The sequence below is a fragment of the Actinomadura kijaniata genome (genome assembly GCF_014138665.1).
Taxonomy (GTDB): domain Bacteria; phylum Actinomycetota; class Actinomycetes; order Streptosporangiales; family Streptosporangiaceae; genus Spirillospora; species Spirillospora kijaniata.
Genome location: NZ_JACJIA010000003.1, coordinates 305,129 through 326,136, shown reverse-complemented (window position 1 = coordinate 326,136; position 21,008 = coordinate 305,129). Strand labels below are relative to the sequence as shown.

Below are 21,008 nucleotides of genomic sequence, written 5' to 3'. Positions count from 1 at the left end.
GTCCCGGATGCCCCGGAATGCTCGGACCTCAGGTGCGCAGTTCCAGCGTGCAGCACTTGGGCCCGCCGCCCGCCTTGCGCAGTTCGGTCAGGTCCACCGGGACGGGGTGGAAGCCCGCCGCGCGCAGCGACCCGGCCAGCCCGGCCGCCTCGGCGTTGATCACCACGTTGCGGCCGTCGCTGACCGCGTTCAGGCCGAGGACGGCGGCGTCGGCCTCGGTCGCGAGGACCGCGTGCGGGAACAGCCGCTCCAGCACCGCGCGGCTGCCGGGCGAGAACGCGCCGGGGTAGTAGGCCACGTTGTCGCCGGTCAGCGGGAACAGCGCGGTGTCCAGATGGTAGAAGCGCGGGTCCACCAGGCGCAGCGTCACCACCGGGCGGCCCAGGTACTCCTGCGCCTCCTGGTGGGCGGCGATCTCGGTGCGGAAGCCCGTCCCGGCCAGGATCACGTGGTCCAGGGTCAGGAAGTCGCCCTCGCCCTCGTTGGTGTGGGAGGGGTCCATCACCTCGAAGCCCCGGGCCCGCAGCCACGCGGCGTAGGCGGGGCCCTCGGCGGCGCGCTCGGGGTGGGTGAACCGGGCCCCGTAGGCGCGGCCGCCGACGACCAGGGCGCCGTTGGCGGCGAACACCATGTCGGGCAGGCCGGGGACCGGGTCGATCAGCTCGACGTCGTGGCCGAGGGACAGGTAGGCGGCGCGCAGCTCCTCCCACTGCTTCACGGCGCGGTCGGCGTCGGCCCCGGCCGCGGGGTCCATCCACGGGTTGATGGCGTAGGAGACGGTGAAGTGCTCGGGCCGGCACATGAGGAAGCGGCGGTGGAGGGCCGTGCGCTCCGGGATCGCCGGGGCGGTGGTGGGCTCCATTGCCGGGGTGACGGTCATGCGTGCTCCCTTGGCGTTCCGGGTGACGGAGGATGGCGATCGAAAGCCTAGGAAGCCGCGGGGCGGCAGCCAATGCGCCGAAGTTGCGATGACCTGGTGGTTCGTTGCTTTTCGCGGGGCGGGTGCGGCGAATCGTTGCGCACCCGCGCGGAGGGCGCCGCGCGGACGCGCGAGGGCGGCGCGGAAACCCGCGCCGCCCTCGGGAAACGACCCTCCGTCAGAGGTTGATCATGTGCCCGGCCAGGCCGTGCACCGCCTCCTTGACGGCCTCGCCCAGGGTCGGGTGGGCGTGGACGTTGCGGGAGACCTCGTGCACGGTCAGGTCCCACTGCTGGGCCAGGGTCAGCTCCGGCAGCAGCTCGGTGACCTCCGGGCCGATCATGTGGGCGCCCAGGATCTCGCCGTACTTCGCGTCGGAGATGACCTTCACGAAGCCGTCGCCCTCGCCCATGCCGAGGGCCTTGCCGTTGGCGCTGTAGGGGAACTTGGCGACCTTGACGTCGAAGCCCTGCTCCTTGGCCTGCGCCTCGGTCCAGCCGAACGAGGCGATCTGCGGCTGGCAGTAGGTGGCGCGCGGGACCATGACGTAGTCGATCTCCATGGTCTCGGCGTCGGCGATGGTCTCGGCCGCGACGATGCCCATGGCCTCGGCGGCGTGCGCCAGCATCAGCTTGGCGGTGACGTCGCCGATGGCGAAGATGTGCGGCACGGAGGTCCGGCAGCGGCCGTCCACGTCGACCGCGCCGCGGTCGGTCAGCTTCACGCCGGTCTTGTCCAGGCCGTAGCCCTCGACGTTCGGGGCGAAGCCGATGGCCTGGAGGACCTTGTCGGCCTCCAGCGTCCGGGACGCGCCGTCCTTGCCGGTGACGGTGACCTTGACCTTGTCGCCGGAGTCGTCGATGGAGTCGACGCGGGTGGAGGTGAGGACCTCGATGCCCAGCTTGCGGTACCGCTTGGCCAGCTCCTTGGACACGTCGGCGTCCTCGTTGGGCACCATGCGGTCCAGGAACTCGACGATCGTGACCTTGACGCCGTAGTTGTGCAGCACGTAGGCGAACTCGACGCCGATCGCGCCCGCGCCGGCGATCACGATGCTCTCGGGCAGGGTGTCGGAGAGGATCTGCTCCTCGTAGGTCACCACGCGCTCGGACAGGGAGGTGCCGGGCAGCAGCTTGGTGTGCGCGCCGGCGGCGATGATGCAGTGGTCGAAGGTGACGGTCTCGGACGAGCCGTCCTGCCTGGCCACCTGGATGGTGTGGGGGTCGGTGAAGGTGCCGCGGCCGTTGAACGAGGTGATCTTGTTCTTCTTCATGAGGAACTGCACGCCCTTGACGAGCTTGTCAGACACCTCGCGGCTGCGCTTGAAGGCGACGCCGTAGTCGAACGAGACCGAGCCCTCGGCCTTGATCCCGTACTTCTCCGCCTCGTGGGTGAAGATGTGCGCCAGCTCGGCGTTGCGCAGCAGCGCCTTCGAGGGGATGCAGCCGACGTTCAGGCAGACGCCGCCCCAGTACCTCTCCTCGATGATCGCCGTCTTGAGCCCGAGCTGAGCCGACCGGATCGCGGCGACATAACCACCCGGGCCCGCGCCCAGGACCACGACGTCAAAGTGATTGCTCATATCTAGTGACGATATTCGGCGCGCGCAGGTGCTCGCATCTCGATCGCCCCTCCGCCGGAGCCTTTTCGGTCGGCTGTTAGGGTTTCGGAGGACTCCCACAGCGATGATCCTGAGGGGCGGGTGACGCGCGTCTCACTCCGGGACCGGAACACCCCGCCCGCCGCTGTCGTTCATGCGGAGTCATCCGCGCGGACCGCCCGTGCGGCGCCGTCCCCGCGGGGAGGCGCGGACGTCGCCCCGAGGCGCGCCCCCGTTCCGCGACAGCCGGGACCGCGGCCCGGCCGAAGAGGAGGAGAAGGCGAGTGAGGATCCCCAAGCGCGTCAACACCGTCCTGGACTGGGCGGAGGCACACCTTGGCGCACTTGCGATCGTGGTCGGCCTGGCACTGGTCGCCGCCGCCACCCTGACGCTGCCCCCGGCCGTCGGGTTCCCCATCGCCGCCCTCATCGTCGGACTGGCCGTCGGCGGGTTCGTCGACAACCTCCGCATGTCCAAACGGATCGCCCGGCAGCGCGCCGAGATCGACGACCTGCTGCGCCAGAACGGCGCGCTGCGGCACCGCAACACCGTGCTGTCCAGCGGCGTGATCACCCGCGAGTCGCAGACCACCCAGGCGCTGCTGATGATCCCCGAGGACGACGGCCCGCTGAACATCGAGCCCGATCCCGGCCGCACCCAGAACCTCCCGGAGCTGGAGGAGCTGCTGGAGGAGGAGCGCGGGGAGCGCTGACGGAGGCGTCGCGTCCGGCCGGTGTGACCTGATCCATATTCGCCGCCCTCCGGTTACCCCTTCCGATCTTCGGGGAGGTGAGGCCCGGGAGGTACGACCGTGTCACTGCTGGATGACGACCCCGGACCACGGGGACGTGGGCCGCGCCCGCGAGCCAAGGACGAGACCGCCGCCCGGAACGCCGGGCGGCGGTCGGACGACCGGGCCCCGGACGAGGCGACGGTGGACGAGGCGACGGTCCGCAAGGCCGTGACCGCCTCGGCGATGGGCAACTGCATCGAGTGGTTCGACTTCGGCGTGTTCTCCGCCGGGGTGATGACCGCGATCATCGGGACGGTGTTCTTCCCCGGCGGCGAGGACGGCGCGGTGCTGCGCTCGTTCGCCCTGCTCGCGGCGGCGTTCATCGCGCGCCCGTTCGGCGGGATGTTCTTCGGGCCGCTGGGCGACCGGATCGGCCGCAAGCGCGTGCTCGCCATGACGATCATCCTGATGTCGGGCTCGACGTTCGTGATCGGCGTGCTGCCCGGCTACGAGACGATCGGCCTGGCCGCCCCGCTGGTGCTGCTGGCCGTGCGGCTGGTGCAGGGCTTCTCGGCCGGCGGCGAGTACGGCGGCGCCGCCACGATGATCGCCGAGTACGCGCCGACGCGGCGGCGCGGGTTCTTCGGCAGCTTCCTGGAGCTGGGCACGCTGGCCGGGTTCGTGCTGGGCGCGGCGCTGGTGTTCGGCGTCCACCAGGCGCTCGGCGACGAGGCCATGCGCGCCTGGGGCTGGCGGATCCCGTTCCTGATCGCGCTGCCGCTGGGCCTGGTCGGCCTGTACGTGCGGTCGCGGATCGAGGACACCCCGGCGTTCCGGCGGATGGAGAGCCGCGGCGAGACCGTCCGGTCGCCGCTGCGGGAGACGCTGCGCCACCACGGCCGCATGATCGCCATGCTGGTCGCGATCGTGCTGCTGCTGAACGTCGCCGACTACACGCTGCTGACGTTCATGCCCTCGTACCTGACGGAGACCATGAAGATGGACGCCACCACCGGGCAGCTCATCACCATCGGCGTGGAGCTGGCGATGATGGCGGTGATCGTCCCGCTGGGGGCGCTGTCGGACCGGGTCGGGCGGCGGCCGCTGCTGCTGACCGCCGCGGTCGGCTTCCTGGTGCTGAGCTGGCCCGCGTTCGCGCTGATGCAGACCGACGACACCCTCGCGGTCGCCGCGGGGTACGCCGTCATCGGCGGGCTGCTGGTGCTGATCCTGGCGGTGATCGGGGCGACGTTCCCGGCGATGTTCCCCACGCGGGTGCGCTACGGGGCGTTCGCGATCGGCTACAACGTCTCGACCGCGCTGTTCGGCGGGACCGTCGCGGTGGTCGTCGGGTCGCTGATCAAGGTGACCGGCTCCCACAGCGTCCCGGCGTACTACCTGATGCTGGCCGCCGCGATCGCGCTGGTGCCGATCCTGAGGCTGCCGGAGACGGCGGGCGTCCCGATCGAGGAGGCGGGCGAGAAGGAGCCCGCCCGCGAGCGCGTCCCCGCCGCCTGACCCGGCTCCCTCACTTGACCGCCACCAGCCTGTGCATGCCCTGGGCGGCGAACATGCGGCCGGTGTCGGAGCTGCGCAGCCAGGTGACCAGCGCGTACGTGCCGGGCCTGAGCGGCGCGGCGAAGGTCGCCGCGCGCCCCGGCGACAGCGGGATCATCCCGACCGGGCCGCCGGTGAACGGCGAGGGCGCCTGCGGCCCGCCGTCCATGCCCCGGTAGAACGCGCCGACCTGCTCGTCGGTGGTGCCGGGGCGGACGGGCATGAGGATGGCCTCGTTGTACTGGCGGGAACGGTTGACGACGCGGACCGTCGCGCCGGAGCGGATCTCGGCCGGGGCGTCGAAGCGGGTGCCCTCGGGCGTCTCGCGCTGCACGATCCGCGCCTCGGCGCGCGGCTCGGCGGCGCCCGCGCCGGGCCGCACCGTCAGCGGCCGCACCTTGGCGGCCAGCCCCGGGCGCCCGACCTCCCTGAAGTCGATCAGGTGGTAGGAACCGGGGGCCAGCCGCGTCCCGTAGGTGACGGGCGTGCCCGGCTGGACCGCGGCGCCGCCGAACATGACGACCTCGCGCTGCACCGCCCGGGCGGCCTCAAGGTCGCCCTTGCCGTAGGCCTTCTCCAGGTCCGTCAGGTAGCGCTGGAGGGTGACGCCGGGGCGCAGCCGGACCAGGCCGAGGTAGGCGCCCTCGGGGTCGGCGGCGGTGACGCGGAACGCGACCGGGCCCGGACGGACGGCGGCGGGCGCGGTGAAACCGTCGGTCCCCACGCTCACCTCCACGACGCGCCCGCGCGTCGCGGCGTCGGCGTCGGTGGTCAGGAGGGTGGTGACGGCGAGGCCGGGGGCGGCCAGCACGGCGGTGGTGGCGAAGGCGGTCATCGCGGTCCGGGGCAGGGAGGAGATCTTCGTTGAGCGCATGCCGGTACTCTCGCGCGGCGGCGCCTCCCCGCGCGTCGGACGGAGGATGTCAGTCGGCGGACCGGCCTGCTCCTGTGGATGTACGCGGACGTGATCGGAAGTCGTCACAGGGGTGACTGCTGGGACGGAAAAGTAAGGACACTCTCCCGTTGTGACAAGCTGATTACCCTATGTAGTGTCACTGCTGCGCGCGCTTTTGCCAAGACACGACGACCCCCGGATCGGTGGTGGAGCGTGACCGAACAGCAGCTCAGCCTGGGCACCGCGGCAGCGCGGAACCTGGCCACGACGACCAAGACCGTGCCGCAGATGCAGGCCATCTCCTCCCGGTGGCTGCTGAAGCTGCTGCCGTGGGTGCAGGCGGCCGGCGGGGCCTACCGGGTGAACCGCCGGCTCGCCTACACCGTGGGCGACGGCATCGTCACGTTCGTGTCCACCGGAGCCGACGTGCGGGTGATCCCGCGCGAGCTGGGGGAGCTGCCGCCGCTGCGCGGGTTCGAGAACGAACCGGCGCTGGAGGCCCTCGCCGGGAGGTTCACCCAGCGCGAGTTCGAGCCCGGCGACGTGCTGGTGGAGGCGGGCCGGCCGGTGGACGCGGTCTACCTCATCGCGCACGGGAAGGTCCGGCTGGTCGGCCGGGGCGAGTACGGCGACCAGATCGACCTGGGGGTGCTGGCCGACGGCCGGTTCTTCGGCGACCGGACGCTGCTCGGCGAGGAGGGCGAGCGGTGGGACTACACCGCCCGCGCCCTCACCCCCTGCACGGTGCTGGCGCTGGACGCGTCCGATTTCCGCGAGGTGCTCGACCGTTCGGAGGAGCTCCAGGCGCACATCACCGCCTACCGCGACAGCCCTCCGCCGGACGCCGACGACAACGGCGAGGCCGAGATTGCCCTGGCGTCCGGGCACGAGGGCGAGCCGGTGCTGCCGGGCACGTTCGTGGACTACGAGGTGGCGCCGCGCGAGTACGAGCTGAGCGTCGCCCAGACCGTCCTGCGCGTCCACACGCGCGTCGCCGACCTCTACAACGAGCCGATGGACCAGGTCGAGCAGCAGCTCCGCCTGACGATCGAGGCGCTGCGCGAGCGCCAGGAGCACGAGCTGGTCAACAACCGCGACTTCGGGCTGCTCCACAACTGCGACCTGCGGCAGCGCATCGCCACCCGGAACGGGCCGCCCACCCCCGACGACATGGACGAGCTGCTGACGATGGTCTGGAAGGAACCGGCGTTCTTCCTGGCGCACCCCAAGACGATCGCGGCGTTCGGGCGCGAGTGCAACGCGCGCGGCGTCTACCCCGACGCGGTCGACGTCAACGGCAACAAGGTCCCCGCCTGGCGCGGCGTGCCGATCTTCCCCTGCAACAAGATCCCGATCTCGAAGACGCGGACCAGCTCGGTGCTGCTGATGCGGACCGGCGAGGAGGCGCAGGGCGTGGTCGGCCTGCACCAGACCGGCATCCCCGACGAGTTCCAGCCGGGCCTGTCGGTGCGGTTCATGGGCGTCAGCGAGCAGGCGATCGTGTCGTACCTGGTCAGCGCCTACTACTCGGCGGCCGTGCTGGTGCCCGACGCGCTGGCGGTGCTGGAGGGCGTCGAGATCGCGCACGGCGGCTGACCGTGCGGACCTCGGCACAGCCCTACCGGCTCCCCGAGTTCTACCTGCCGCACCCCGCCGGACTGAACCCGCACCTGGAACGGACCCGCGAGCACTCCCGGCGGTGGTCCCGCGCCATGGGGATCCTCGGTGACCCCCGGGACGGGACCGGGCGCGAGGTGTGGAGCGAGGAGGACTACGACGCGCACGACTACGCGTTGCTGACCGCCTCCATCCACCCCGAGTCGCCCGGCCCCGTCCTGGACCTGGTCAACGACTGGTACGTGTGGGTCTTCTACTTCGACGACCACTTCCTGGAGACGTTCAAGAGGGCCCGGGACGCGGCGGGCGCGCGGGCGTACCTGGACCGGCTGCCGAGGTTCATGCCGCGAGAGCGGGGCACGCCGGTGCCCGAGCCGGCCAACGCCGTCGAACGCGGCCTGGCCGACCTGTGGGCACGGACCGCCCCGCTGATGTCGGACGCGTGGCTGGAGCGCTTCTCCGAGAGCACCCTCGCGCTGCTGCGGGAGTCGCTGTGGGAGCTGTCCAACATCAGCGACGGCCGCGTCCCCAACCCCGTCGACTACGTCGCGATGCGGCGCAAGGTCGGCGGCGCGCCCTGGTCGGCGGACCTGACGGAGCTGGCGGTCGGGGCGGAGGTCCCGGCGCGGGTGGCGGGGACGCGGCCGCTGCGGGTGCTGAAGGACACGTTCTCCGACGCCGTCCACCTGCGCAACGACATCTTCTCCTACCAGCGCGAGACGCAGCAGGAGGGCGAGGTCAACAACGGCGTCCTGGTGATGGAGCGCTTCTTCGGCACCGACCCGCAGACCGCCGCCGACGCGACCAACGACCTGCTGACCTCGCGCATGCAGCAGTTCGAGAACACGGCCCTGGTCGAGCTGCCGCCCCTCCTGGAGGAGCACGACCTCGACCCGGCCGAACGCCTGGCGGTCCTGCGCTACGTGAAGGGCCTCCAGGACTGGCAGTCGGGCGGCCACCAGTGGCACATGCGCTCCAGCCGCTACATGAACGGGGGAGCCCGCGCGCCGGGCCCGCTGACGACCCCGCTGGGCCTGGGCCTGTCAGCGGTGCGACTGCGCGCCCTCACCCCCCACGAAGGACGGGACGCCACCCCGTTCCCCCGCCCCGACCTGACGGCCCCGCACCCCACCCGGACAAGCCCGCACCTGGACGCGGTCCGAGACCACGCGAGGCGCTGGGCGACCGCGATGGGAATGCTGCCCCCGACCCCCAACACGAACGAACCCACCAACACAACCCCACCCGACGACGCGAGCCCGCACGGTGATGCGCACCCGCGAGGTGGCACCAACCTGCGCGGCGCAGACTCACCCACCAGCGCGAGCCCGCAGGGTGGCGTAAACCTGCGTGGTGGTGTGAACCCGCGTGGTGGCGTGGGCCCGCGCCGTGATACGGGGCCGCGAGGTGGCGCAAACCTGTGTGGCGCGGGCCCACCCACCAGCGCGGGCCCACCCACCAGCGCGGGCCCACCCACCAGCGTGAGCCCACCCACCAGCGTGAGCCCACCCACCAACGCAACCCCACACGACGGCGTGAGCCCGCACGGTGATGCGGACCCACGGGGTGGGGTGAGGTCGCGTCGGGGTGGGGGTGTGTTTCGGGGGGTGGGCGTTCCTGGCGATGTCGGTGCGCCTGTGCCCTTGGGGGAAGCGTCGCGGGTGTGGGATGTGGACGGGTTCGAGGCGGCCGATCATGGTCGGTTCGCGGCGCTCACGCATCCGGACGCGGGGCCTGACGAGCTGGCGCTCGTCAACGACTGGCACCTGTGGCGGCGGTACTTCGACGATGTGTTCGTCGAGGCGTTCAAGCGGCCCCGGGATCTGGTGGGGGCCAGGGCGTTCGTGGAGCGGCTGCGGGCGTTCGTGCCGGTGGAGGGCGCGTCGCCGGAGCCCGCCGACCCCGTCGAGCGCGGGCTCGCCGACCTGTGGCGGCGGACGGCGGCCCGCATGTCCCCGCGGGAACGCCGGGGGCTCGCCGACGCCGTGACGGGCATGGCCGAGAGCTGGCTGTGGGAGATGGTCAACCTCGTCCAGCAGCGCGTGCCCGACCCCGTGGACTACGTCGAGATGCGGCGGCGCACCGGCGGCGCGGAGCTGTCGGCGGCCCTGCTGCGGCACGTCACGGGCGCGGCGGTCCCCGAGGAGCTGGCCGGGACGGGACCCGCGGCGGCGCTGGCCGACGCGGTCGCCGACATCGCGGCGCTCCGTAACGACCTGCTGTCCTTCCGCCGCGAGACCGAGGAGGAAGGGGAGATCAACAACGCCGTCGTCGCCGTCCACCGGTTCCTGGACTGCGACCCCCCGCGCGCCGCCGCCGCCGTCAACGACCTCGTCGAGGCGCGGTTGCGGCAGCTCGACCGGATCACCTCGGTGGAGCTGCCCGTGCTGGCCGCCGAGCACGACCTGGGCGCCGCCGACCGCGACCGGCTCGCCCGCCATGCCCGCGATCTGGAGACCTGGCTGGCCGGGGATCTGGAGTGGAGCACCACCAGCGGCCGTTACCGGGAGACGGCCGCGTTCCCGGGTGCGGCGGCGTTCGCGGGGCCGCCCCGGATCATCCGGCCGGCCGGGCCCACCGGGCTGGGCACGTCGGCCGCCCGTCTCGGACCGTTCCGCAGCGCGACCCCCTGGAGGTAACGAACCGTGACGCAGACACAGCAGCTCAGCCTCGGCACCAGGGCGGCACGGAACCTGGCGACGACCACCAAGTCCGCGCCGATGATGCAGAGCATCACACCGCGCTGGCTCCTGCGGATGCTGCCCTGGGTGGAGGCGCGCGGCGGCGCCTACCGGGTGAACCGCCGCCTCACCTACACGGTGGGCGACGGACGGCTGACGTTCCTCAACACCGGCGCCGACGTCCAGGTCGTCCCCGCCGAGCTGGCCGAGCTGCCGCCGCTGCGCGGGCTGCACGCGACGCCCGCCGGGACGCAGGCGCTGGAGGACATGGCCGGACGGCTCACCCAGCACGAGTACGAGCCCGGCGACGTGATCGTCGAGCCGGGGCGCCCGGTGGACCGGGTCGTGCTGATCGCGCACGGCAAGGTCTCCCGGATCGGGCGCGGCGAGTACGGCGAGCCGGTCGAGCTGGACGTGCTGGCCGACGGGCAGTTCTTCGGCGCGGACGTCCTGGCCGACGGCGACGCCGAATGGGAGTACGCCGCCAAGGCGCTCACCCCCTGCACGGTCCTCGCCCTGCCACGCGCGGAGATCGGGGAGCTGACCGGCCGGCACGAGGCGCTGCGGGACCACCTGGAGGAGTACCGCGACGCCCCCGACCTCCCGCGCAACAGGGCGGGCGAGGCCGAGATCACCCTGGTGTCCGGGCACGAGGGCGAGCCGGTGCTGCCGGGCACGTTCGTGGACTACGAGCCGTCGCCGCGCGAGTACGAGCTGAGCGTCGCCCAGACCGTCCTGCGCGTCCACACCCGCGTCGCCGACCTCTACAACGGCCCGATGGACCAGGTCGAGCAGCAGCTCCGCCTGACGATCGAGGCGCTGCGCGAGCGCCAGGAGCACGAGCTGGTCAACAACCGCGACTTCGGCCTGCTCCACAACTGCGACCTGCGGCAGCGCATCCCGACCCGGAACGGGCCGCCCACCCCCGACGACATGGACGAGCTGCTGTGCCGCCGCCGCAAGTCCCGGTTCTTCCTGGCGCACCCGAAGACGATCGCGGCGTTCGGCCGCGAGTGCACCAGGCGCGGCCTCTACCCGCAGGGGACGGTGTGCGAGGGGCGGCCCGTGATGGCCTGGCGCGGCGTGCCGATCCTGCCCTGCGACAAGATCCCGATCAGCCGGACCGGGACGTCCTCGGTGCTGGTGCTGCGGACCGGCGAGGACGACCAGGGCGTGATCGGCCTGCACCGGACCGGCATCCCCGACGAGTTCCAGCCGGGCCTGTCGGTGCGGTTCATGGGCGTCAGCGAGCAGGCGATCGTGTCGTACCTGGTCAGCGCCTACTACTCGGCGGCCGTGCTGGTGCCCGACGCGCTCGGCGTTCTGGAGAACGTCGAGATCAACCGGTGAGCGCGAAGGAGGTCTCGATGTCGGCGACCCAGGAGATGGGAACGGCGCGTTCGGCGGCCGAGACGCTGGTGTGGAGCCGCGGCCTGCTCGATCCGGCGCTGCGCGAGGTGGTGGCGGAGCTGCCCCCGGTGATGCGCCGGATCGCCGCCTACCACTTCGGCTGGCGCGACGAGGAGGACCGGCCCGCGCGGGGCGGGGCGGGCAAGGCGATCCGCCCGGCGCTGACGCTGCTGTGCGCCGAGGCGGTCGGCGGGACGGCGGCCGACGCGCTGCCCGCCGCCGTCGCCGTGGAGCTCGCGCACAACTTCTCGCTGCTGCACGACGACGTGATGGACGGCGACCTGACCCGGCGGCACCGCGCGACGGCGTGGAGCGTGTTCGGCGCGAACGCGGCGATCCTGGCCGGGGACGCGCTGCTGGCGGCGGCGTTCGAGGTGGTCGCCGCCGCCCCCGGCCCGGCGGCGCGCGGCGCGGTGGGCGTGCTGTCCCGCGCCATGCTGGAGCTGGTGGAGGGGCAGAGCGCGGACATGGCGTTCGAGGAACGCGCCGACGTCGCGCTCGCCGAGTGCCTGGCGATGGCGTCGGGCAAGACGGCCGCGCTGATGGGCGCGTCGTGCGCGCTGGGCGGGATGTTCGGCGGCGCGACGCGCGAACGGGTGGAGCGGCTGCGGGCGTTCGGGGAGGGCCTCGGCCTGGCGTTCCAGCTCGTCGACGACCTGCTGGGCGTCTGGGGCGACCCGGCCGTCACCGGCAAGCCCGTCTACTCCGACCTGCGCAACCGCAAGAAGTCGCTGCCGGTGGTGGCGGCCCTGGCGTCCGGCACGGACGCGGGCCGGGAGCTGCGGACGCTGTACCTGGCGAAGGAGCCGCTCGGGGACGCCGAGCTGGCGCGGGCGGCGCGGCTGGTGGAGGACGCGGGCGGACGTGCGTGGGCGTCGCGGCGCGCCGACGAGCTGATGACCGGGGCCCTCGCCGAGCTGGCGATGGCGGCTCCGGAGCCCCCGGCCCACCGGGAGCTGGACGCGGTGGCCCGGCTGGTGACGCGCCGCGATCACTGACCGGCCATGATGGTCGCATGACGTTGCGCAAGGTGCGGTTCGGCACGACCGGCATGGAGATCACCCGGGTGGGCTTCGGGGCCTGGGCCGTCGGCGGGCGGTGGCAGCACGGATGGGGGAGCCAGGACGACGGCGACTCGGTGGCGGCGGTCCGGCGGGCGCTGGAACACGGCGTCAACTGGATCGACACCGCCGCGGTGTACGGGCTCGGGCACTCGGAGGAGATCGTCGCCAAGGCCCTGGACGGGCTGCCCGAGTCCGACCGGCCGTACGTGTTCACCAAGTGCGGCGAGGTCTGGGACGACCAGGGGCGGGTCTCGCGGGTCGCCACGCCCGCCTCGATCCGCCGCGAGGTGGAGGCGTCGTTGCGGCGGCTGCGCGTCGAACGCGTCGACCTGTACCAGGTCCACCAGATCCCCGACGCGGGAGGTCCCGTCGAGGAGTACTGGCAGACCATGCTGGACCTGAGGGCCGAGGGGAAGGTCCGCGCGGTCGGGCTGTCCAACCACCGCGTGGACCGGCTGGAGGCCGCCGAACGCGCCGGGCACGTGGACACGCTCCAGCCGCCGTTCTCGGCGATCAACCGGTCGTTCGCCGACGAGGTCGCCTGGTGCGCCGCCCACGACACCGGCGTGATCGTGTACTCGCCGATGCAGTCGGGGCTGCTGACCGGGGCGTTCACCGCCGAACGCGCCGCCGCCCTGCCCGCCGACGACTGGCGGCGCGCCGCCCCCGACTTCACCACCGGCCTGGCCGCGAACCTCGCGCTGGCCGACGCCCTGCGCCCGGTCGCCGACCGGCACGGGGTGACGCCGGGCGCGGTCGCGGTGGCGTGGCCGCTGGCCTGGCCCGGCGTGACCGGCGCGATCGTCGGGGCGCGGCGGCCGGACCAGGTCGACGGCTGGGTCACGGCCGGGAACCTGGAGCTGACCGGGGAGGACCTGGCCGAGATCCGCGCGGCCATCGACCGCACCGGCGCCGGGACCGGTCCGTCAGCGCCGCAGCCGCTCGCGTAGGAACTCCGCGTTGAGCGCCTGCCACTCGCGGGCCGAGCGCAGCAGCGCGGTCATCTCGTGGGAGCCGTGGAGGTGGCCCGCCCAGCGCGTGACGGCGGCGGGGACGCCCGCCTCGGCGAGGCGGGCGGCGTAGCGTTCGCCGTCGTCGCGCAGGAGGTCGTACTCCGCCGTCATGATCCGCGCCGGGGGGAGGCCCGACAGGTCCCCGGCGCGCAGCGGCGACAGGTACGGGTGCTCGCGCGGGGCGCCGGCGGCGTAGCGGGCGACGTACCGCGCCATGTCCTCGCGGGTGAGCGGCAGGCCGGGGACCGGCCCGACGTCGGCGAGCGCGGTCAGCGTCAGGTCGAGCGGCGCGACCTCCAGGAGCTGCGCGGCCAGGGCGGGGCCGCCCCGGTCGCGGGCCATGAGCGCCGCGGCGGCGGCGAGGTTGCCGCCGGAGGACACGCCGCCGACCGAGACGCGCCCGGGATCGACGCCCAGGCCGGCGGCGTGCTCGACGGTCCACAGCAGCGTGGCGTACACGTCCTCGGCCGGGGCCGGGAACGGGTGCTCCGGCGCGAGCCGGTGGTCGGGCGAGACGACCGCGCAGCCGGCGTCCACGGCGAGGCGGGCGCAGGCGACGTCGTGCGGTTCGTGCGATCCGAGCCACCAGCCGCCGCCATGGACGTGCAGGTGGACGGGGAGCGGCCCGTCCGCGCCGGGCGGCGTGAACACCCGCACGGCGATCTCCCCGCCGGGCACGGGGACGCGGTGCTCGGCGCGGTCGGCCTTCGGGGCGGGTGCCACCAGGCGCAGCCGCATCGGCTGCTGCGCGGCGATCATGGCGCGCTGCTCGGCGAGGGACGGCGGAACGGCCTGCTGCGCGCGGGCGGCGGCGATGCGTTCCAGCATGGGCCGGAGTTCCGGCAGGACGGGCATGGCGTGCTCCCAGGGATCGCAGGGGTTCGGTAGGGGAGGGGGCGGCCGCCTGGTGTGCGCAGGTCCGGGCCGGGCGCGGAGCGCCGGGCGGGACGGCGCCGGACGCGGATCCGACGGGCCATCGGGGCCTCCTCTCGCGGTCGCCACCACTTTCACCGCCGGGCGCGGCGCGGCGCGTCCGGCAGGGGAGGTGTCCGGTCCTCGGCCCCCGGGCGTAGGCGGGCGGGGGCCGGTACTCCGCGGGGAGTCGTGCCGTTCGGGGATTCTCCGGGCATTCTGGGATGCATGCGTGATCGGCTGGCGGGGCTCAGCCCGCGGCGGCGGGTGTTCGTGCTGACGGTGGGGGCCCTGGCGCTGCTCCTGGTCGGGGCCGTGGCGGGGCGGGTGCTGATCGCGCGCTCCTCCGGCGCGGACGCGGTGGCGCAGGACCGGCCCGGCCCCGTGCTGCTGGTCCCGGGGTACGGCGCCGGGACCGGCGGGCTGCGGGTGCTGGCGGCCCGGCTGCGGAGCGCGGGCCGGGAGGCGGTCGTGGTGGAGATGCCCGGCGACGGCACCGGCGACCTGCGCGAGCAGGCCCGGGTGCTGGACCGCCGGGTGTCCGAGGCGCTGCGCGGCGGCGCGCCGTCGGTGGACGTGGTGGCGCACTCGGCGGGCGGCGTCGTGGCGCGCCTGTGGGTGCGCGAGCACGACGGCGCCGGCAAGGCGCGGCGGATCGTCACGCTCGGGTCGCCGCACCAGGGCGCGGACCTGGCGGCGGCCGGGTCGGCGCTGGCGCCGGGCGCCTGCCCGGAGGCGTGCCGCCAGCTCGTGCCCGGCAGCGGCCTGCTGCGGGAGCTGGGGGACCGCGCGCCCGACCCGCCCCGCTGGGTCTCGGTGTGGACCGACGACGACGAGACCGTGCGGCCCGAGGCGTCGCGGCTGCCGGGGGCGACCGGGGTGGGCGTCCAGGAGGTGTGCCCGGACGCGCGGGTCGGCCACACCGGGCTCCCGGCCGACCCGCTGGTCACCGCGATCGTCACGCGGGCGCTGGACGCGGGGCCGCCGTCGCCGCCCGGGCGCGGCGACTGCGGGGCGCCGCGCGGGTGACGGTCAGCTCGTGACGTCGCGGGTGGCGAAGTTCGCCCAGGCGGCGGCCAGGAACACCAGCACGTACACGGCCTGGAGCGCCAGGCCGCGTTCGATGTCGCGCCACAGGATCGGGTCGCGGAAGAGGTCCACCCACGCCAGCCAGTAGCGGGTCAGCAGGTAGGGGCGGACCGACGCGGCGGCGTCCAGCGTCACCAGCACCTGGCTGGTGATCAGCGCGGCGAGCGCGCCGAGCGCCGCGCCCAGCGCCGAGTCGGTCAGCGTGGACAGGAACAGCGCGATCGCGCCGACGCCCAGCATGCACACCCCGACGTAGAGCATGGTCGCCGCGACCCGCAGCAGCAGCTCGGTGCGGGTCAGCGACGTCCCCGACACCGAGCTGAGCAGGTCCTGCCCGGCCAGGGCCTCCGGGGGCGCGTCGCCGAGCATCGTCACGCCCATCGCGTACGACGTCACCACGATCAGGACGACCGCCAGCAGCACGTAGGCGACCAGCGCGACCAGCTTGGCCACCAGCAGCCGGGTCCGGCCGACCGGCCGCACCAGCAGGTAGCGCAGCATGCCCGCGCCCGCCTCGCCCGCCACCGAGTCGCCGCCGACCACCGCGACCGACACCGGCAGGAACAGCGGCAGCACCATCGCCAGCGCCGCGGCCGGGTAGAGCTGGCCGCTGGAGAGGACGGCCGACAGGAACGCCGGGCCCTCGCCGGGGCGCGGCGCGATCTCGGTGACGCCGAGGAACACCGCCACGATCGCCGGGAGCCCGCACAGCAGCAGCAGCGACACCCAGGTGCGGGGCCGCCGCACCATCTTCACCAGCTCGGTCGTGATCATCGTTGCGGTTCCCGGTCGAGCCGGTCGGAGCCGGTGCCGGTGAGGTTCAGGACGACCTCCTCCAGGGAGCGCCGACGCACGCCGATCTCGGTGACGCGCAGGCCTTCGGTGACGAGCAGGGCGTTGAGCTCGGCGGCGTCGGCGGCGCGGACCAGCAGCCGGTCGCCGTCGCGGTGCTCGACCCGGCCGTCCAGCAGGTCGGCGGCCTTGTCGGCGTCGGGGGAGCGGACGGCGACCTGGCCGGTGGGGGAGCGGATCTCCGCCATGTCGGACTGGAGGACCAGCCGCCCCCGGTCCATCACGCCGACGCGGGTGCACAGCTCCTCGACCTCGGCGAGCAGGTGGCTGCACAGCAGGATCGTGGTGCCGTCCGCGTTGAGCTCGGCGAGCAGGTCGCGGATCTCGCGGATGCCCTGGGGGTCCAGGCCGTTGGTGGGCTCGTCGAGGACCAGCAGCCGGGGGCGGCGCAGCAGCGCGGCGGCCAGGCCGAGCCGCTGCCGCATGCCCAGGGAGTAGGCGCGGACGGGGCGTTCGTCGACGCCGGACAGCCCGACGCGCTCCAGGGCCTCCTCGATCCGGTGGCGGCGGTCGCGGCGGGCGCCGCCGGGCCCGGCGGCGTCGAGGAGGCGCAGGTTGGCGCGGCCCGACAGGTGCCGGTAGGCCCCCGGCCCCTCCACCAGCGCGCCGACCCGCGGCAGCACCCGGCCGAGGCGGCGCGGGACCGGCTCGCCCAGCACCTCGATCTCGCCGGAGGTGGCGTAGACGAGGCCGAGCAGCATCCGGACCAGGGTGGTCTTGCCGGACCCGTTGGGGCCGAGCAGCCCGTACCGGTCGCCCTCCCCGACGTCCAGGCCGACCCCGTCCACCGCCGTGACCCGGCCGAAGCGCTTGGTCAGCGCCCGTGTGACGATCATGGATAGAGCTCCCGGGCCACGGCGGTCAGCCGGTCCCGGCCGACCGCCCCGATGATCAGGAACGTGGGCTCGCCGCCCCAGTTGCGCACCAGCATCGCGTTGAGCAGCGACGAGCGCAGCAGCAGCGCCACGGTGCCGCGCTGGATCCGGATCTCCGGCGCGCCCGCCTGGAGCGCCGCCTGGTACACCCGCCCGCCGTACATGCCGGGCAGCGGCGCCACCAGGAACGACGCGAACCCGTCCCGGTAGGCGCGCAGGCTGGCGACCGACGGCGTGGAGTCCAGCGCGGGGCGTCCGGCGAGGGTGTCGGGCAGCCGGCGGTCGCTGCGGTAGGCGATCCGGGTCAGCAGGTCGGGCGCGGCGACGCTGATCGTCCGCAGGTTCGGCCGCGGGGTGGGGGAGACCGCGCCGCGGTCCGGGCGGCGCAGCTCCAGGTCCAGGAAGCGGCTGGTCAGCGCGGGCCGCCCGGTCTCCCGCGGGGTGATCCGCGTCTCCAGGGGGAAGCCGGTGCGCGGGTCGGCCCACACCTCCAGCGTCCCGATCGTGGTGCCTGGGTCGGCCGGGGCGACGCGCAGCCCGGCGGCGGCGCGGCCCGCGACGCGGCGGGCGGGCAGCGCGGTGACCCGGTCGCCGCTCCCGGCCAGCGCCAGCAGGCGGCGGGCCAGCGCGGGCGGGGTGAGGTCGGTGGCGTTGGGCAGCCGGACGGCGGGGTCGCCGCGGACCTTGGTGAGCAGTTCGCGTTCGTAGTCCCAGATGGTCAGCTCCCCGGGGGTCTGCTGGAAGCCGCGTTCCCCGGCGGGCTGGAGCAGCGCCACCCGCCAGCGGCGCGGCTCCTCGAACCAGACGCGGATCCGGTTGGTGCCGCCGAGCAGCCCGGTGGCGTCCTCCAGGCCGGGCAGCGTGGGCAGCCCGAGCGTTCCGCGGGTCTCGACCAGGCCCTCGTGGGGGGCGGCCGACGCGGCGCGGACCAGGGCGCGCAGGCGGTCCGGCGCGGGGGCGGACGCGCCGACCGGCCAGGCGGCGACGGTGACGGGGACCGCGACGAGCGCCGCGGCGAGGGCGGCGACGACGAGCCATCGCCGCCGCGCCTCGCCTCGAACCACGCTCATCTTTGCCACCGTACGTGCCGGACGCCGCGGTACGTCAGTCCCCGTTCGCCGGCTCCCGCCCGTCAGCCCCCGTACGTCAGCCCGTGCCCGAAGGGGAAGTGCCCGGCGATCGTCACCGGCAGCCGCCCGCCGGGCCGCCGCCCGAACAGCACCTCGGCGGTCGCGCGGTGCATGGTCAGGTTGGTCCGCTGGGTGCGCGCGGTGGTCGCGTAGCTCGCCACGTACGCCTTGACCCGCGGGTAGGCCGCGTAGTCGTAGGGCAGCCCGGTGGCGACGGCGGCGACGGGCCTGCCGGTGGCCAGCAGCGCGTCCACGAGCCTGGCCTGTCCGGCGGGCAGCGGGCCGGAGGAGTAGGTGGCGACGACGACGCGGTCGGCCTCCCTCGCCCGCCGCACGGCCTCGGCGATCTCGGCGTCGGTCGGGTCGGTGGTGGCCGCCTGCCAGCGCGTCACGGGGCCGGACGCGACGGCGTCGACGGCGTTCGCGAGCTGCTCGGTCTGGGTGACCCCGGCGACCAGGGTGCGCTCGGTGTCGCGCGCGTCGAAGGGGAGCACCCGGCCCTCGTTCTTGACCAGGGTGGTCGCGGCCCGGCCGAGTTCGGCGGCGCGGTGCCGGAACGCGGCGTTGCCCGCGACGCGTTCGGCCAGCGCGGGGCTGACGTAGCGGTTCTTGACGTTGGCGCACTTGAGGCCGAGGACGCGCAGCACCGACTCGTCCACGCGCCGGCGGGGCAGCTCCCCGGAGCGGACCGCGTCCAGCAGCGCGTCCACGGCGTCCACCTGCGTCTGGTGCTCGCCGGTGGACATCACCACGTCCGCGCCCGCCCTGACGGCCATGACGGTCGCCTCGCGGGTGCCCCAGTTCTTGTCGATGGCGTCCATGTCCATGCCGTCGGTGACGATCAGCCCCCGGAACCCCATCTCCCGCCGCAGCAGCCCGGTGAGGACCTTGGGCGACAGGGTGGCGGGCAGGTCGGGGTCGATCGCCTTGACCACCACGTGCGCCGTCATGATCGCCTCGGCCCCGGCGTCGACGGCGGCCCGGAACGGTGGCAGGTGGACGCGTTCGAGGGTGGTCCGGTCGTACTCCACGGCCGGGAGGTCGAGGTGGCTGTCGTTGCGGGTGTCGCCGTGGCCGGGGAAGTGCTTGGGCGTCGCGACGACCCCGGCGTCGCGGTAGGCGCGGACCTGCGTGGCCACCAGGTCGCGCACCAGGCCGGTCCGCTCCCCGAACGACCGGACGCCGATGATCGGGTTGGCGGGGTTGGTGTTGACGTCGGCGACCGGCGCGTAGTTCCAGTGGAAGCCCATCGCGCGGGCCTCGGCGGCGGTGACGCGCGCGGCGTCCCGGGCCAGGCGCGGGTCGCGGGCCGCGCCGAGGCCCATCGCGTTCGGCAGCGGGGTGGTGCCCTCGCGCACGTTGTGCGTGGTGCCGAACTCGAAGTCGCCCGACACCAGCAGCGGCAGGCCGGGCCGCGTCCCGGCGGCCCAGCGCTGCACCTGGTTGGAGTACCGGGCGGCCAGCTCCGGCGTGCGGGGCTCGGAGGTGATCACCGAGCCGATCTTCAGGTCCTGGATGGCCTGGCGGGTCTGCTCGTTCGGCATCCCGTCGGGGCCGTCGTGGGTGACCGCCATGACCATCTGCCCGACCTTCTCGGCGTCGGTCATCCGGGCGAGCTGCGCCCGGGGATCGCAGCGGTCGCCGCCGACCTGCGCGTGCGCGGCCGCCGGGGCCAGGGGCAGGCCGAGCGCCGCGGTCAGAAGGGTCGCCGTCAGCCGGTTCCGCATCGCGCCTCCTTCGGAGATCATCTCTGGTCCAGACCAGTACGGACCGGCCTCCGGGTCAACGGGCGGAACCTGCCAAGATCGGCCCCCGGGTTCCGTAGGCCCGGACGTCTCCGGCAGGTGGCGCGGGGTGCGCCCGGCGCACGCGGGGGCGCACCCCGCGGGGTCAGGCGGCGCGGCCGGCGGCGGAGGCCATGCCGAGCCAGGTGTGCGGGTTGCCCTCCCAGCACCAGCCGAGCTTGGGGGCGTTCTGGCTGATCCACAGCGCCGGGACGCGGCGGTCGCCGCAGCGGGAGCCGCCCAGCGAGAAGCACTTGTTCTTGGCCAGCGCCGCCGGGAACTGCGTGACCAGCGCGAGACCCTCCTCCATCGTGAGCGGCGTGCGGCCCCGGTCCGCGATGGCGGCCATGGCGTCGTTGGGCACCGCGCCGCAGAACTCCTCGCCCCGGTCCACGTCGAACAGCAGGTAGGCGCGGGGGGCGGGCGGCTCGGCCTCCTTGGTGGGGACGAAGCGCTCGATGTCCCCCTCCTTGTAGTGGCGGTCGATGACCCCCGGCTGGGTCCGGCGCGGGAGCGCGGTGCGGGCGACCATCTCCTCGACCGGCACGACCTCGCGGGTGACGACCACCAGGAACGGCACCCGCCCCTCCTCGGGCGGGCTCATCGCGTCGGCGCGCTTCTCGGCGGAGGCCCGGAGCGGCGCGAGGAGTTCGGCGAACGCCTCGTCCGCCATCCCGGCCAGCGCGGGATACCCCCTGCCGACGAGCACCGAGACCTGCCGGTCGAACTCGCTCCCCGCGTCGAAGCCGCCCGCGGCGGCGGTGTCGTCGGTGTCGGGCGTGGGGGTGGCGGTCATCTCGGGCTCCTTACGGGACGTCGGGGCGGGGGCGGCGATCGGCTGCTGGGGCAACGGGCCTCTCTTCCGGTGGGCGACGG

17 protein-coding genes are annotated in these 21,008 nt (G+C 74.2%); 8 read left to right on the top strand and 9 right to left on the bottom strand.

Going from position 1 to position 21,008, the window contains the following annotated elements:
* Positions 1–28 precede the first annotated feature (28 nt).
* Both ddaH and lpdA read right to left on the bottom strand, forming a co-directional pair.
* Entirely contained in the window at positions 29–862 is an 834-nt protein-coding gene (ddaH, locus tag HNR61_RS13575) for a dimethylargininase (RefSeq protein ID WP_220509372.1), read from the bottom strand.
* Between the two features lie 235 nt (positions 863–1,097).
* Positions 1,098–2,501 carry a dihydrolipoyl dehydrogenase gene (lpdA, locus tag HNR61_RS13570; RefSeq protein ID WP_182843492.1) on the bottom strand — a complete coding sequence of 468 codons (1,404 nt, stop codon included), beginning with the start codon at positions 2,499–2,501 and terminating at the stop codon, positions 1,098–1,100.
* Positions 2,502–2,803: 302 nt separating this feature from the next.
* On the opposite strand from lpdA, the gene HNR61_RS13565 reads away from it, so the two are divergent.
* On the top strand, positions 2,804–3,232 hold the full coding sequence (locus tag HNR61_RS13565; RefSeq protein WP_182843491.1) for a hypothetical protein: 429 nt from the start codon (positions 2,804–2,806) through the stop codon (positions 3,230–3,232).
* A 99-nt stretch (positions 3,233–3,331) separates the two neighbouring features.
* Positions 3,332–4,771, top strand: a complete 1,440-nt coding sequence (locus tag HNR61_RS13560) for an MFS transporter (RefSeq protein ID WP_312897894.1) — start codon at positions 3,332–3,334, stop codon at positions 4,769–4,771.
* A gap of 10 nt (positions 4,772–4,781) precedes the next feature.
* Here HNR61_RS13560 and HNR61_RS13555 read toward each other — a convergent pair whose 3' ends face one another.
* Positions 4,782–5,684, bottom strand: coding sequence for a hypothetical protein (locus HNR61_RS13555; protein WP_182843490.1), 903 nt, complete (start codon positions 5,682–5,684; stop codon positions 4,782–4,784).
* A 234-nt stretch (positions 5,685–5,918) separates the two neighbouring features.
* On the opposite strand from HNR61_RS13555, the gene HNR61_RS13550 reads away from it, so the two are divergent.
* The 5 genes from HNR61_RS13550 to HNR61_RS13530 are packed head-to-tail and all read left to right on the top strand — an operon-like array spanning position 5,919 to position 13,427.
* Complete coding sequence (locus HNR61_RS13550) at positions 5,919–7,301, top strand: family 2B encapsulin nanocompartment shell protein (protein ID WP_312897893.1); 1,383 nt, start codon at positions 5,919–5,921, stop codon at positions 7,299–7,301.
* 2 nt (positions 7,302–7,303) lie between these two features.
* A complete protein-coding gene (locus HNR61_RS47650; protein WP_182843488.1) occupies positions 7,304–9,961 on the top strand; it encodes a terpene synthase family protein in 2,658 nt (885 codons plus the stop codon).
* A gap of 6 nt (positions 9,962–9,967) precedes the next feature.
* Entirely contained in the window at positions 9,968–11,353 is a 1,386-nt protein-coding gene (locus HNR61_RS13540; RefSeq protein WP_312897892.1) for a family 2B encapsulin nanocompartment shell protein, read from the top strand.
* 17 nt (positions 11,354–11,370) lie between these two features.
* On the top strand, positions 11,371–12,411 hold the full coding sequence (locus HNR61_RS13535; protein WP_182843487.1) for a family 2 encapsulin nanocompartment cargo protein polyprenyl transferase: 1,041 nt from the start codon (positions 11,371–11,373) through the stop codon (positions 12,409–12,411).
* Between the two features lie 17 nt (positions 12,412–12,428).
* On the top strand, positions 12,429–13,427 hold the full coding sequence (locus HNR61_RS13530; protein ID WP_246442655.1) for an aldo/keto reductase: 999 nt from the start codon (positions 12,429–12,431) through the stop codon (positions 13,425–13,427).
* On the opposite strand, the gene HNR61_RS13525 is transcribed toward HNR61_RS13530, so the two are convergent.
* Positions 13,404–14,345, bottom strand: a complete 942-nt coding sequence (locus tag HNR61_RS13525; RefSeq protein ID WP_182843486.1) for an alpha/beta hydrolase — start codon at positions 14,343–14,345, stop codon at positions 13,404–13,406. The two genes, HNR61_RS13530 and HNR61_RS13525, sit on opposite strands and share 24 nt — an antisense overlap.
* Positions 14,346–14,630: 285 nt before the next feature.
* Here HNR61_RS13525 and HNR61_RS13520 point away from each other — a divergent pair, with 285 nt between their 5' ends.
* The gene (locus HNR61_RS13520) at positions 14,631–15,431 is read left to right on the top strand and encodes a lipase family alpha/beta hydrolase (protein WP_182843485.1); all 801 of its coding nucleotides are present in this window, start codon (positions 14,631–14,633) and stop codon (positions 15,429–15,431) included.
* Between the two features lie 3 nt (positions 15,432–15,434).
* On the opposite strand, the gene HNR61_RS13515 is transcribed toward HNR61_RS13520, so the two are convergent.
* The 5 genes from HNR61_RS13515 to HNR61_RS13495 all read right to left on the bottom strand — a co-directional run bounded on the left by HNR61_RS13515 (position 15,435) and on the right by HNR61_RS13495 (position 20,928).
* Entirely contained in the window at positions 15,435–16,265 is an 831-nt protein-coding gene (locus HNR61_RS13515; protein WP_182843484.1) for an ABC transporter permease, read from the bottom strand.
* On the bottom strand, positions 16,262–17,179 hold the full coding sequence (locus tag HNR61_RS13510) for an ABC transporter ATP-binding protein (protein WP_182843483.1): 918 nt from the start codon (positions 17,177–17,179) through the stop codon (positions 16,262–16,264). Before HNR61_RS13510 ends, HNR61_RS13515 begins: the two co-directional genes overlap by 4 nt.
* Complete coding sequence (locus HNR61_RS13505; protein WP_182843482.1) at positions 17,176–18,288, bottom strand: hypothetical protein; 1,113 nt, start codon at positions 18,286–18,288, stop codon at positions 17,176–17,178. The genes HNR61_RS13510 and HNR61_RS13505 overlap by 4 nt, the downstream gene beginning before the upstream one ends.
* A 62-nt stretch (positions 18,289–18,350) precedes the next feature.
* Entirely contained in the window at positions 18,351–20,075 is a 1,725-nt protein-coding gene (locus tag HNR61_RS13500) for a glycoside hydrolase family 3 protein (protein WP_220509301.1), read from the bottom strand.
* 163 nt (positions 20,076–20,238) lie between these two features.
* Positions 20,239–20,928, bottom strand: coding sequence for a DUF5701 family protein (locus HNR61_RS13495; protein WP_182843481.1), 690 nt, complete (start codon positions 20,926–20,928; stop codon positions 20,239–20,241).
* Positions 20,929–21,008 lie beyond the last annotated feature (80 nt).

Excerpts from the sequence above, each read along its gene's own strand:
- HNR61_RS13520 (WP_182843485.1), top strand. The coding sequence starts at position 14,631 with ATGCGTGATCGGCTGGCGGGGCTCAGCCCGCGGCGGCGGGTGTTCGTG.
- HNR61_RS13530 (WP_246442655.1), top strand. The coding sequence starts at position 12,429 with ATGACGTTGCGCAAGGTGCGGTTCGGCACGACCGGCATGGAGATCACC.
- HNR61_RS13505 (WP_182843482.1), bottom strand. The coding sequence starts at position 18,288 with ATGAGCGTGGTTCGAGGCGAGGCGCGGCGGCGATGGCTCGTCGTCGCC.
- HNR61_RS13495 (WP_182843481.1), bottom strand. The coding sequence starts at position 20,928 with ATGACCGCCACCCCCACGCCCGACACCGACGACACCGCCGCCGCGGGC.
- HNR61_RS13500 (WP_220509301.1), bottom strand. The coding sequence starts at position 20,075 with ATGCGGAACCGGCTGACGGCGACCCTTCTGACCGCGGCGCTCGGCCTG.
- HNR61_RS13535 (WP_182843487.1), top strand. The coding sequence starts at position 11,371 with ATGTCGGCGACCCAGGAGATGGGAACGGCGCGTTCGGCGGCCGAGACG.
- HNR61_RS13510 (WP_182843483.1), bottom strand. The coding sequence starts at position 17,179 with ATGATCGTCACACGGGCGCTGACCAAGCGCTTCGGCCGGGTCACGGCG.
- ddaH (WP_220509372.1), bottom strand. The coding sequence starts at position 862 with ATGGAGCCCACCACCGCCCCGGCGATCCCGGAGCGCACGGCCCTCCAC.
- HNR61_RS13525 (WP_182843486.1), bottom strand. The coding sequence starts at position 14,345 with ATGCCCGTCCTGCCGGAACTCCGGCCCATGCTGGAACGCATCGCCGCC.
- HNR61_RS13515 (WP_182843484.1), bottom strand. The coding sequence starts at position 16,265 with ATGATCACGACCGAGCTGGTGAAGATGGTGCGGCGGCCCCGCACCTGG.
- lpdA (WP_182843492.1), bottom strand. The coding sequence starts at position 2,501 with ATGAGCAATCACTTTGACGTCGTGGTCCTGGGCGCGGGCCCGGGTGGT.
- HNR61_RS13555 (WP_182843490.1), bottom strand. The coding sequence starts at position 5,684 with ATGCGCTCAACGAAGATCTCCTCCCTGCCCCGGACCGCGATGACCGCC.